This is a genomic window from Thermodesulfobacteriota bacterium, from assembly GCA_035559815.1.
GTDB lineage: Bacteria > Desulfobacterota_D > UBA1144 > Nemesobacterales > CSP1-2 > DATMAT01.
In genome coordinates, this window is the sequence record DATMAT010000038.1 from 21,487 (window position 1) to 33,164 (window position 11,678).

At 46.2% G+C, this 11,678-nt stretch carries 12 protein-coding genes; 1 reads left to right on the forward strand and 11 read right to left on the reverse strand.

What is annotated here, in order from left to right; translation table 11 throughout:
• Positions 1-3: 3 nt before the first annotated feature.
• The 6 genes from VNN20_10800 to VNN20_10825 all read right to left on the reverse strand — a co-directional run bounded on the left by VNN20_10800 (position 4) and on the right by VNN20_10825 (position 6,555).
• The gene (locus VNN20_10800; protein HWP92669.1) at positions 4-1,542 is read right to left on the reverse strand and encodes a cyclic nucleotide-binding domain-containing protein; all 1,539 of its coding nucleotides are present in this window, start codon (positions 1,540-1,542) and stop codon (positions 4-6) included.
• A gap of 12 nt (positions 1,543-1,554) precedes the next feature.
• Positions 1,555-2,397 carry a M48 family metalloprotease gene (locus tag VNN20_10805; GenBank protein ID HWP92670.1) on the reverse strand — a complete coding sequence of 281 codons (843 nt, stop codon included), beginning with the start codon at positions 2,395-2,397 and terminating at the stop codon, positions 1,555-1,557.
• Entirely contained in the window at positions 2,394-2,855 is a 462-nt protein-coding gene (locus tag VNN20_10810) for a hypothetical protein (protein ID HWP92671.1), read from the reverse strand. Before VNN20_10810 ends, VNN20_10805 begins: the two co-directional genes overlap by 4 nt.
• A gap of 1 nt (position 2,856) precedes the next feature.
• Positions 2,857-4,989: an adenylate/guanylate cyclase domain-containing protein gene (locus tag VNN20_10815; protein HWP92672.1), complete on the reverse strand. Its 2,133-nt coding sequence runs from the start codon at positions 4,987-4,989 to the stop codon at positions 2,857-2,859.
• A gap of 177 nt (positions 4,990-5,166) precedes the next feature.
• Positions 5,167-5,799 (reverse strand): hypothetical protein, encoded by a 633-nt coding sequence (locus tag VNN20_10820; protein ID HWP92673.1) that lies wholly within the window; start codon positions 5,797-5,799, stop codon positions 5,167-5,169.
• A gap of 84 nt (positions 5,800-5,883) precedes the next feature.
• On the reverse strand, positions 5,884-6,555 hold the full coding sequence (locus VNN20_10825) for a hypothetical protein (protein HWP92674.1): 672 nt from the start codon (positions 6,553-6,555) through the stop codon (positions 5,884-5,886).
• A 298-nt stretch (positions 6,556-6,853) separates the two neighbouring features.
• Between VNN20_10825 and VNN20_10830 the strand changes: the two genes are divergently transcribed.
• Positions 6,854-8,398 (forward strand): hypothetical protein, encoded by a 1,545-nt coding sequence (locus tag VNN20_10830; protein HWP92675.1) that lies wholly within the window; start codon positions 6,854-6,856, stop codon positions 8,396-8,398.
• A gap of 292 nt (positions 8,399-8,690) precedes the next feature.
• Here VNN20_10830 and VNN20_10835 read toward each other — a convergent pair whose 3' ends face one another.
• From VNN20_10835 to VNN20_10855, 5 genes are all read right to left on the reverse strand, one after another.
• On the reverse strand, positions 8,691-9,374 hold the full coding sequence (locus VNN20_10835; protein ID HWP92676.1) for a sulfite oxidase-like oxidoreductase: 684 nt from the start codon (positions 9,372-9,374) through the stop codon (positions 8,691-8,693).
• A gap of 133 nt (positions 9,375-9,507) precedes the next feature.
• Positions 9,508-10,212 (reverse strand): SDR family oxidoreductase, encoded by a 705-nt coding sequence (locus VNN20_10840; GenBank protein HWP92677.1) that lies wholly within the window; start codon positions 10,210-10,212, stop codon positions 9,508-9,510.
• The gene (gene folE / locus VNN20_10845; GenBank protein HWP92678.1) at positions 10,209-10,763 is read right to left on the reverse strand and encodes a GTP cyclohydrolase I FolE; all 555 of its coding nucleotides are present in this window, start codon (positions 10,761-10,763) and stop codon (positions 10,209-10,211) included. Before folE ends, VNN20_10840 begins: the two co-directional genes overlap by 4 nt.
• A 4-nt stretch (positions 10,764-10,767) precedes the next feature.
• Positions 10,768-11,193 (reverse strand): 6-carboxytetrahydropterin synthase, encoded by a 426-nt coding sequence (locus tag VNN20_10850; GenBank protein ID HWP92679.1) that lies wholly within the window; start codon positions 11,191-11,193, stop codon positions 10,768-10,770.
• Positions 11,190-11,615, reverse strand: coding sequence for a 6-carboxytetrahydropterin synthase (locus VNN20_10855; GenBank protein ID HWP92680.1), 426 nt, complete (start codon positions 11,613-11,615; stop codon positions 11,190-11,192). Before VNN20_10855 ends, VNN20_10850 begins: the two co-directional genes overlap by 4 nt.
• Between the last annotated feature and the right edge of the window lie 63 nt (positions 11,616-11,678).

The window sequence follows — 11,678 nt, forward strand, 5'->3', positions numbered from 1 at the left end:
CTCCTATAGCCCGAAGAAGGTCCTCATGCTCTGCAAGAATCGCGATGCATATCGATTGCGTATTGCCTGAACCTCTTCCGCTTTCTTCTCTTCCTTGAAAAATCCCTCGTTCACGAGCTGTCTTTCTGCCAGGCGTTTACTTAGGTCTTCCAGTATACCCGGATTCTCCTCTAGTATCGGGACTAGATTTTTCTTCTCTATCTCTATTACCTCCATGTCGGTCTCGGCAATCACGGTGGCTCCCCTTGGCTCCCCGGTGAGGAGGGACTTCTCACCAAAAAAGTCCCCTTCCTGAAGATTTCCTACAACTATCTCCCGGCCGTTGTCCGAAGTCTTCACGTGAACGCTGGCACTTCCCTGAAGAATGAGGAATAAAGAGTTCCCGAATTCACCCTGCTTGACTATACGCTCACCCTTTCCGAAAGACCAGTTACGGCCGGAGACGGCCAAGGTCTTAAGATACCTTTCATCAAGTGGGTCGAATATGCTAACGCGGCGAAGGAACCCCTCTATCCTGGCCCGATTCATCTCCTCGACCAGCTCCTTTTTATCCGCCGCCTCGTGTATAAACACATCCCTTATCGGGAAAGGAATCCTGATGCCCTTTCGCCTGAAGTTATACCAGATGCGGGTCATCACTTCATCCTGAATATTCTGGTACGAGGCATGGTCCTCGATGAAGAACTTGAGGTCATAGGTTATGGCAAAATCTCCAAAGTTTATCAGCCGGGATATAGGCCTGGGTACGGCCAGAACTCCCGCACTCTCCAGAGCGCATGATATAAGGGTCTCCTTTACCAAGGTGGGAGGGGCGCCGTATTCGACACCCACTTGTAGAAGAAGGGCGTGCAGCTTCGACGGCTTGTAGAAATTAATCAACTGCTCCTTCGAGATGATGCTATTAGGAACAACCAGGTAATTGTTGGCCAGCGTCCGAAGGGTGGTAGCACGCCAGTTTATATCCACTACCTCCCCTTCCTTGTCTCCGAGCATAACCCAGTCCCCAACTTGAAAGGGCGGCTCTATGCTAATGGTGATGCCGGCGATTAAACCGCCAAGAAAATCCTGAAGGGCAAAAACGAGTATCCCCGCAGTGACGCTAGAAGCAACGAGAAGACCGGAAAGCTCTTTGCCGAAGACAAAGTGAGCAATTAGCATTATGGTGGCGATTAGGATTATTACCGTAGCAACACTCCGGAGTAGCCCCGGCACCTGTGCCTTCCGGTGTTCATGGATGTAAAAGTCCCAGAGGAAAGTGGAGAAAACCCTGGCCGCAAACCACACGCCGAAGAAGACCACCATAGCTGTGCCCCATTTGAGGATTAGACCCAGGTCCTTAGTCTTGAATAAACCGTAATCGTTGTGGAACGAGGCCCAAACCCAAACGGTGGCGAAGAGAGAGAAAAGGTAATAGAAAATTCCCAAGCTAATTCTGAAACGGCTCCAGAGAATCCAGCCGATTAAGAGAAGAACAACGAAAACAAATAGACTAATCAGTGAAGAGGCTAATATGGGTGACTGCTCGAACCAGGCGGTGATCATGGGGTGTTATTTTTACAAAGCCTTCTTGAATCTCTTCGCCCTTAACTGAACAAGAGATTGGTCAAATTGGTCGGACGGCAGCTCTTTTTCAACCCTGGCTATTCTTTCAGAAGTGGCCGGATGGGTTTTCATTATACCCCCGGTCGATCCCTGCCCCTGACTTTGCAGACGGACTAGGAAGTTCTTCAATGCGTAAGGGTCATATCCGGCTCTCTTTAGATAAGTAATTGCATCTTCATCGGCTCTATACTCCTGGGTCTTGCTATAACCATTGACCACCAATGTCTTGAATACGTCGTCTATAGAACCCTCGAAGGCTGTCACCAGTTGTGATAGTTCCGCAGGTGTATATCTCTGAGCCGCCTCTTTACCGATCAGGGTAGCAACTTCGGTCAGACGAGCCTTCTGTATAGCCGAGACGCCGTCCCGGTTGTTTATATGCGCAACCTCATGAGCCAAGACTGCCGCCAGTTCGTCTTCATTCTGCGTTGCGTAGAGCATGCCCTTTGTTATCAATATAATCCCACCGGGACAAGCAAATGCGTTTATCTCTTCTGAATTAAGAACAGCAAAGTGATATCCGCCGTATGTATATGGCTCATCCGAGTTCACCGCCACCGTGTTTCCCACCAGATTGACATATTCAGTGAGTTTTCTATCCTCCAAAAGGGAATATGTCGAAAGTATCCTCGCCGCCACCGCGCGTCCCACATAATATTCCTCTTCATCGGAAAGGGGCGTGGCCGCCTGGAATGTCTGTTGCACTACTCTGGTAACACTGCCTATATCCATGCCGGAACATGCAATCAGCGAGACTAGGATTATCCCTGCAAGTAAAGCTAGTGGCGTTTTCATGGAGGAGTCAGTCTCCCAGTTTGTATGAATTGCAAGACCTGTTTATCGGAAACGGTGTAGCCCTCCACCCGGTTAACCGCCGTATAATTCAGTCCGGGATTGCTCCTTTTGTATGCTGATTCAACCTGAGGATTGAATCCCTTGCCGGCCAATGCCACCTCTCCGCCCGATGCAGACTGACCCTGAGACCCGGTAATTTTGCTGAGGGTAAATGACTTTTTATCGACCGCACTCTTGTGAATGCACCCCGGAAGCCCATTAAACCTAACCTGATACCAGTCACCCTGCTTGGACGTAACTTCTAGGACATCATTGTAGTAAACCATGGCCTTGACCGGAGCGAAGAACTGGCAGGAAGTCCTTATAGCGTTCTGCTTTGTGATGACTGTCAATGTTTCGGCATGGGAGGAAACAGAGGCGGAAGCCAGTATAAGAAAGCCTATGAGGTATAGTTTCATGCTATTTCTCAGTAAACTTTATAACATCCCAGTCCTCTGTCAAGTGGGGGTTAGATATCATGTATTCACACCTTCTCTTGTAAAATTGGGCGGGCCCGTCTTCCGGGTATTGCCTGAGTAAACCCTCGAATACCTGAGCCGCTTCCGGCCATTTCTTATCCTTATAAAGCGACATACCCTGCTGGAAGACGCTCAAAAGCCCCTGTCTCTCCGATTCTATATTCCCTTTCTCACCGACCAGTTCGTATATTTTTACCGGTAACTGCTTTCCCTTTACCGCTATCGAGCCTAGCTCCCTTTTATAAAAAATATCGTCTGTCCCGATAATAGTATTCTCGCTCACTATTATGCTGGTCTTGAAAAACTTATTAGCCGATTCCAGCCTGGATGCCAGATTTACCGTATCACCGATGACCGTGTAATGGAATAATCTATCGCTTCCAATATTTCCGGCAATAGCTTCGCCGGTATGTATCCCTATCCTGACCTTTAACCCGGAGAATCCATCTGCACGGAGACCCTCGTTGATTTCATCGAGAGCCTTAAGGCACTGAAGGGCAGAGAGGCAGGCGTTTACCTCGTCCTTGTCCGTATCGAACGGTGCACCCCAGAATGCCATGACCGAGTCCCCGATATATTTGTCTATCACCCCCTGATTTCCTATCAGCACCTCGGTCAGAGAATTCAATACCGAATGCAGTATAACTGCTACCTTCTCCGCGGACGTAACCTCGGCAAACGAGGTGAACCCGGCCAGGTCGGCAAAAAATACGGTGACACGTCTTACCTGCCCGCCCGGTTTTATGAGAGATGGGTTTTCTATGATGTAATCGGCAATCTTCTTGTCCATATACTGGGAGAAAGTCGCCCTAAGGAAAAGCCTCTGTCTACCCTCGGTAGCATAGCTATACGCAACCGACACCAGAAAACTGAGTATCAGGGAAGTAATAGGCGGAATGATATCCATGTAAACGGATTCCCTGAATAGGATTGCCAGGATTATAAGCACTACCACCAGGGATGCTATAAACAGTGAAAGATTTTTAAGAAGGGAATAACTCCTCAAGACGGAATAGCTGATAAAAAACGAGATCAGCAACATAAAAGCGAGCACAAAAATTCCATTTAAGGGGCTTACAAAATTACTACTGACAATATTATCAAGAGTGGTTGCATGAATCAGCACACCGGTTGACACCGAAGAGGTCGCCGTCGGCTTTAGGTCGTATAAACCAGCCGCTGTGAGCCCTAGGAATACGATTTTCCCCCTGAAAAACTCCTTTTTAATCCCCGGGTCTTCAGATGCGGCGCTTCTTAGATATGAGCTCAGTATCTGGGAGGCCGAGAAAACCTGGAAGGGATTTCTATCCCTATAGTATCTGAGCATAAGCGTACCATCGGTTAACGGTACCTTTGTTTCATCAACAAAAACGGAATTTTGTTCTATTTTGACCCTAGCCTGCTTTATGATATGACTCAATACAAAATTGGGGATGACGTATTCTTTTAACCCGAATAAAAGTGGAACTCTTCTATAAACCCCGTCCTTGTCCGGAGAGATGGTGACGTTTCCCGCTCCGGCAACAGAGCTTTTAAAAACGTCTAGAGGAGTAATAACGGAGTTGTACGCCCAAATAGGCCAGGTTACGTTCCTCACCGATATGGATTTGATAAAATCCTCATCAGTTGGGCTCATAATCTCCTCTTTCTGAGATAGGAAAACGGGCAGATAAACGTTCGAGGCTTTTTTCATGGCCTCTGCCAGGATCCTGTCGTCTTCCTCGCCGTATGATGAAGGTTCGGTAAACAGAATGTCTATGAATAGGGCATCCGCCTGGGATACATACTCTATTATCGGGGCGTAGACCTGCCTGGGCCAGGGCCAATTAATGCCCTGTTCGCTCAAAGCATCGATACTCTCCTGGTCAACCTCGACGATGACTATTTTTTCAGAGTAAGGCCTTGATGGATTGAGCTGTCTTGAGAACAGGTCGTAAGCCTGAAACTCAAATTCCCTCAGAACGCCGGAAAGAAAGATTAGGAGGGAAAGAATAAAAGAGGAGATGGAAAGTACTACTATTTTTGTAACTTGACGATTTAATAAGCTAATATCAGCGTTCCTAATATCTTTGATTTATTGTTTGTACTTTGTATTGCCTTAGCTATGTATTTTCTCAGCCTTGTGTGTAAGTTTACAAATTACATTCTTCTGGATTTGTTTAAATCTCTTACTATCCATTCCCCTGGCGTCGAAAGACCACACTTAACGGTAAAATCCAAACTGCGAATAATGTTAAAGTGCAAACAAGATCTAAGGTTTTGTAACCTTCAAGTCGGAAAATTCCCAGACATTTTTGTTTTGTGCATTTGCGGGCGAATTTCCAGTTAAACCTACAAAACTCCCACCCTGTGGTGGTTGCCCTTTGAAGGTAACAACTTCTATATCATTAATGTAAACTTTTGCTTCGTTTCCCTTTGTCACCACCCTTAGTTGATTAACCTCACCTAAACCTTTTTTAAGTGCGCTATTCTGACGCCACGATACCGGTTCTAAAACACGCTTATTTGTCCAACGTTTGACTGTATACCAACCGTCACCGGTAACCAAGAGGTAATAGTAATCATCGTAGCCCTTCGCCCAGAATATGAGCCCGCCGCCATAGTTTGGGTCGTCGCTCTTGGTAAGACTTACATTAACACAAGCATCCATGTCCTCAAAAATGTTGGCTTGGTTAATAATGGGATAACTGGTATTCACGTCTGGCTGAATGACCAGTTTTCCATTGGCTACGTTCAAGTTTGCATTTGCCTCACCCCAGGCCGGGTCCAGAGACGTAAAATTATCCTCGTAAAAAACTTCACTACCCTTACAGGCTAAAACGTTTTTGGCTAAAGATAAAACGGTTAGACCAACCAGCACGACTAGAACAATTTTAGTTTTCATAACATACCTCCTTTAAACAAGTGTATTACTCATCACTAATACTAAGAAATATGAGAGTTTTGGTCTCGATTCTTCCCCTTAATTCTATTGGCCTGGGTAGCTGCCCGAGCCGGGAGAAGCACCGGAACCCGTGGCAGCCGCATCTGGCTTTGTTACCTTCAACTCGGAAAATTCCCAGACTGACGGGGCGTTGCCAATTACCCCGATAAATCCACCACCCTGGGGTGGTTGGCCTTTGAAGCTAACTACCTGAGTGTCGTTTATATAAACTGTAGCTTCATTCCCCTTGGTCACAACGCGGAGTTGATTGGTCTGGCCCACGCCCTTTTTTAGAGCGGCATTCTGGCGCCACGGCACCGGGTCCAGGGCTCGCCCGTTTGTCCAGCGTCTGACTGCATACCAGCCGTCGCCATTTATAAGCAAGTAATAATAATCATCGTATCCCTTGGCCCAAAAGATAAGACCACCTCCCCAACTTACGTCGTCGCTCTTGGCTATGGTCACATTTATGCAGGCATCCATGTCCTCGAAGATATTAGCCTGGTTTATTGCACTCCATAACTTATCCGCCTCGGGTTGAATGACAAGCTTTCCATCTTTTACACTCTGCTTATTGCTTGGTTCACCCCATGCTGGGTCCATAGTAGCAAAGTTATCTTCATAAAGGACCTCACTTCCCTTACAAGCCAAGACATCCCCGGAAGTAAACAAAAAAACCATTGCAACAACTGCTAAAACACCTATCATCCACCTCATGATCTACCCTCCTTAGTTATTTAGTTATTTTTTACATGAAAAATTTGGGGAGGCAGAAAAATGCTATTCATATACATATAGTATGTCTATTAAATAATGTAATTTAAGATAGTTAGGCAAATTATATAACCGCCGCTCATTCCATGTCAAGCATTTGTATATTCAGTAAATATGAGGCTAGGAAAGACAATGAGGATAGAAAAGATTCATGCATAAAATGAGTTTAACTTGAATCCCAATGCTAAAATGATAAAATGGTGCGAAGTTTTAAATTTCTTTCTTAAAGGAGGAAGAAATCATGATCAAAGTTAGACGACTTAGTAAGATACTAATAATCCCATATTATCTAACCATTCTTATATTTACTCTAATAGTATCTGTATATTTTGTCTCATGTGATAATGATGGAGACGGCAGCAGCGATACTCTGGATTTGGCGGTCACGGAAGCAACAACCACACAGATTGTTGACGAGGAGGGAAACCCACAGAACAAATCAGTACTCAGGATAAGCTTCAACGGCGAAGTTCAGGTTTTGGATGCCAGCGGTCTAACAGTAAAGAGCGCCCTTAGAGACCCCGTTACTGACCAAACAGTTTTCAGTGAGCTTGATATAAAGCAAACCAATGTCACTGAGGTGATAGCTAATACAGTAAAAGCAACAACCAGGCAGGTTGATAACAACACGTTAGAATTGACAGTTGACGGACTTGTGGGAGATGGGGGGATTTTCTCTGTCACTGATGGTGCATTGACAATAAACGGTAATCCCATAGAAGCTGGTGAAATAACCCTATCACTACCGACAAGCCCCGAAGAAGCAACCCTGGCAATAAAGCCCTTTTCTCCGACTGACATCAACCTTTTTTTGCAACTAGCTTATCCTGATGGAATGCCTGACATTATTCCCACCCCCCTGATAGATGAAGAGGTATTTGAAGGCTTTTCGGAATTCATGCAGCGGAAAGTAGACTTAGGGTTGATAAGCGAAGAGGAATTGCAGGAACTGTTAGAACTCTTTAACAGCCCGGAGGTTATAGAAACTATACCTAATGCTAATCTTCGAGCCGCACTGCTCTCCTTGGCAGGAACGGCTTTCTCCGCAGCTATTGACGCAGTTATAAATGGAGAGAATAGGAGAGGCATTCCTTATGCGTTAGTGGACTTTGACCTTGGCAAAGTGAATCTGCCGTCTCCTTTAGAGGTCTTTCCCCCAGTTCTAGCCCTAGCCTTTCCTAACACCCCGGGTGGTTCCACCATCATTTTTAATGATGCCCTTATGGGGGAGCCTTTCCAGGTACTCTCATCCATTATGGCTCATGAGGCATTGCATCAAGGAGTTGTTTCATCCGGGATACCAGAAGAGATAGTGGCAGCGGCAGCAGCGACACTGGTTTGGGCTCAACAGTTGCTTATTGATCCACAGGTTGTTTCCACAAATACTTTCACTGTGGATTTTCAGAATTCAGCGCTATTGGGGATGCTGAACTCAGGAAAAAGAGGATTCCCAAACTTAGGTCTTGATGAAGCTCCTCAGACGCACTCTCCTCCAGTCGTACTTCCAGATGCAGTATCTCCATTTGGAGAACTTCCCAGTTTTGAGGATGGTTTTCGCTTTATCAACGAACTCGGGGGTATAGCCGATACCGACACCCCTGGACAAAACAACCCTACACTCCAGCGCTACCTTTCAGCCATTTCACAAAGCAACCAGTCGGGATGGGATTTTAACCAGGAAACCCTTGACTTTATTGATGGCAATATCCAAATACTCACCCCTCAGGAGCAGTTTAAACTGGTTCAGATTCTCAAATTAAGATTGCCAGAGGAAGTAATCCCCTAGAGGAATTCCCTGCGGTTATCCCACAATGAGTTCCTGTGGATGCTTACTAACGGTTTATCTTCTCTTGCTTTTTTCAAGGTAACCGTTCACCCCCCCCATTTGAATTGTCATTCTGAGGGCGTCAACCCTAAGAATCTGGTCCAATTGACAATTAGCTTTACGGTAAGGGGCGAATGATTACTTTTCAAGTAGTCTTAGTTACTTTGGGGATTAACTGATTAAGGGAGGGGTGAGAGAGAATGGGATAAAAAAGAGTGAAGAGCCGGTAGAAAAATCCCTTCTGACATGAATATCACTTATTCTCTTTAGCCTTCCTTCTTATCTCCCAGGCCTTCATGTCCTCCTCCCAGAATCTCTCCTCTAGCCAGGGGTCGCCATGAATGTGATAACCCCTTAACTCCCAGTAGCCCGGTTTATCTTCCAGCATGAATTCCACTCCACACACATATTTGGCGCTTTTCCAGGCGTAAAGCTGGGGGATAACCAGCCTGAGCGGAAAGCCGTGTTCAGGCTCGAGCGGCTTGCCGTTTAGATTGTATGCGAAAAGACAATCTTCCCTCAAAAAGTCCTCCAAGGGTAGATTAGCCGTGTAACCCTCCATGCAGTGAATCATGAGGTATTTAGCTTGGGGATTAGGCTCGACCAGGTCGTAGATGGTTTTGGTGCTTACACCCTCCCACAGCATATTCTGCTTAGACCACCTAGTTACACAGTGAAAATCAGCAAGCACCTCCACTTTGGGAAGGCTCAGGAATTCAGCCCAGGTGAGCGTTCTTTGCTGCTTAACTTCACCGCCAACCACGAAACGCCACTTCTCTTGATTAAACACCGGCCTTGGCGCTATGTCATAAACCGGGAATTTGTGGGTTATAACCTGACCCGGTGGAATTCTTTTCATGTGGGTAACGGTTGGGCTTACGATTTGCTTTTTTTCATCTACCTCGTTCATATCCACTTCCTTTTTAGTTTCCGCCACAGAGGACACCGAGTTTCGTCCGTTATCGTGTTTGCGTGTTAGCTTGTTTTCAAGTTGTTTTTTAACCCACAAACCCGTAACAAGCTAATCTGTTAACAATCTCTTTTCTCTGTGCTCTCTGTGGCTGGTCTTTTCAAAATATCCCGGACGACGGCAAGATGACCACCTCCTCGGTAAGCGTCTCTTTTGGCTGCTTGTATATATTCACTATCATTTTTGCTACGTCCTTGGCGTCAATCATCTTTTTCCTGTCCCAATCCCCCGGAAGACCGTCCCAGAGCGGTGTATCAGTTGGACCGGGCAATACGGCAGTGACCTTGATTCCCATATCCCTAAGCTCTTCCCTGAGTGAATTGGTAAAACCCAGAAGACCAAACTTTGAGGCACAATAGGCAGACCAATTAGGAAAACCAGTCTTAGAGGCAATTGAAGAGATATTGAATATATGACTTCCCTTCCCCATTAATCTAAGAGAATGTTTGGTAACAAGGAAAGCCCCGGTTAGATTGACTCTAAGTGTCTCTTCCCACTTAGATGTCTCAAAGTCGGAAACGGGACCAAGGAAGGCTACCCCGGCATTGTTTACCAGCACGTTTATCTTCCCGCTAACCTCGGAAAGACCTTTTATAAACCCACCAACCTGAGCTTCATCCCCGACGTCGCAAACGGAGGCATATACCCTGCCCCCATTCTCTTCTATTTCCCTTTTTACTGTCTTTAACCCCTCGTTAGTTCTGGCGCAAATGGCAAGGATGGCTCCTTCCCGGGCAAACTCCAGAGCGACTTCCCTGCCTATTCCCTTCCCAGCGCCAGTGACAACTACCAACTCCCCGCTCATACCTGCTTGCCTATCAGCCTCAGAAACTCCGACCTAGTCCTTTCATCCTCTTTGAAAACCCCTCTCATCGAGCTTGTCAGCATGTTCGCCTCTGCCTTTTTAACGCCCCTCATGGCCATGCAGAGATGATAAGCCTCTGCAACCACGCCGATGCCCTCCGGGTTCAATATATCGCTCAGAAAATCGGCAATCTGGACGGTCATCCTTTCCTGAACCTGAAGCCTTCGGGAAAATACCTCCACTATACGGGGGATTTTGCTAAGCCCGATGATTTTTCCGTTAGGGACATAGGCCACGTGGCATTTTCCGAAAAATGGCAACAAATGATGTTCACACAGACTATAGAACTCTATGTCCCTCACTATCACCATTTCATCATACTTTTCATCAAAAATCGCACCGTTCACCAATTCCCTTGGTGATAGCCTATAACCCGATGTTAATTCCTTATACATCCTGGAAATCCGTCCAGGTGTATCCTTCAGTCCCTGTCGATCCGGGTCCTCCCCGATCGCGGTAAGAATTTCCTTTACTGCACTCTCGATGCTCATACTGCTATTCTTCCTCCTCGAAATACTCAAAGTAGTTATCCGGTGTCTCCCAGAGCTTCAGATGACGGAGTTTGGCCTCTTTCAACCTGGGCTGAAGCTTGAGCCAGATGTATTTTACTATGTTTTCCCCAGAAGGTTGGAACTCCCTGAAATAAGGTACTTCGACGTCAAGCCGGGTATGGTCCAGCTCCTCTATTATATCCTTCATGAGTCCATCTAACTCGGAAAGGTTTATTATCATCCCCGTTTCCGGGTCTATTCTTCCGGAAACCTTTACCTCCACATAGTAATCGTGTCCGTGCCCCCTGGGATTATTGCATTTTCCGAAAATACGGCGATTTTCCTCCTCGGAGAATTTGGCCGAATGGAGCCGGTGAGCGGAGGAGAAATGATAGATCTTAGCCAACGTGCATATCTCTCTTATCATCATCGCTCCCTCCGGTAATCCACATAAAGATCAGGCGTCTCATAGAGCCTTATTCGATAGAGCCGGCAGTCGGTTTTTTCTTCGAGCTTCTTTTCCATGGAATCCCAAAGCACCCGAGCTATATTCTCGGTAGTAGGAATTAAGTCCTTAAAGTGTGGATTATCCTCATTCAGATATTTGTGGTCAAAATCCTTCAAGACATCATTAATCATGGGCTTCAAATCATAAAGGTTAATTATCATTCCGGTATCCGGGTCAACATCACCCTCTATGGTAACCTCTAGGACGTAATTGTGGCCATGACCGTACGGGCTGGTGCATTTGCCGAAAACAGCCTTGTTCTTTTCATCGCTCCACTTGGGATTCCAATAACGATGAGATGCAGCGAAATCTATTCTCTTTGTAAGAAGGGTCTTGTATCCCACAGTTATTCTTGCTCGGATTAAGAGATCGAACTTAATTTAAGTATTAAGGATAGCATATGGCTT

What these genes read in the sequence shown, in the direction of transcription:
- VNN20_10805 (HWP92670.1), bottom strand. Translation starts at nt 2,397, where the DNA reads ATGAAAACGCCACTAGCTTTACTTGCAGGGATAATCCTAGTCTCGCTG.
- VNN20_10850 (HWP92679.1), bottom strand. Translation starts at nt 11,193, where the DNA reads ATGATGATAAGAGAGATATGCACGTTGGCTAAGATCTATCATTTCTCC.
- VNN20_10800 (HWP92669.1), bottom strand. Translation starts at nt 1,542, where the DNA reads ATGATCACCGCCTGGTTCGAGCAGTCACCCATATTAGCCTCTTCACTG.
- VNN20_10810 (HWP92671.1), bottom strand. Translation starts at nt 2,855, where the DNA reads ATGAAACTATACCTCATAGGCTTTCTTATACTGGCTTCCGCCTCTGTT.
- folE (HWP92678.1), bottom strand. Translation starts at nt 10,763, where the DNA reads ATGAGCATCGAGAGTGCAGTAAAGGAAATTCTTACCGCGATCGGGGAG.
- VNN20_10840 (HWP92677.1), bottom strand. Translation starts at nt 10,212, where the DNA reads ATGAGCGGGGAGTTGGTAGTTGTCACTGGCGCTGGGAAGGGAATAGGC.
- VNN20_10825 (HWP92674.1), bottom strand. Translation starts at nt 6,555, where the DNA reads ATGAGGTGGATGATAGGTGTTTTAGCAGTTGTTGCAATGGTTTTTTTG.
- VNN20_10830 (HWP92675.1), top strand. Translation starts at nt 6,854, where the DNA reads ATGATCAAAGTTAGACGACTTAGTAAGATACTAATAATCCCATATTAT.
- VNN20_10820 (HWP92673.1), bottom strand. Translation starts at nt 5,799, where the DNA reads ATGAAAACTAAAATTGTTCTAGTCGTGCTGGTTGGTCTAACCGTTTTA.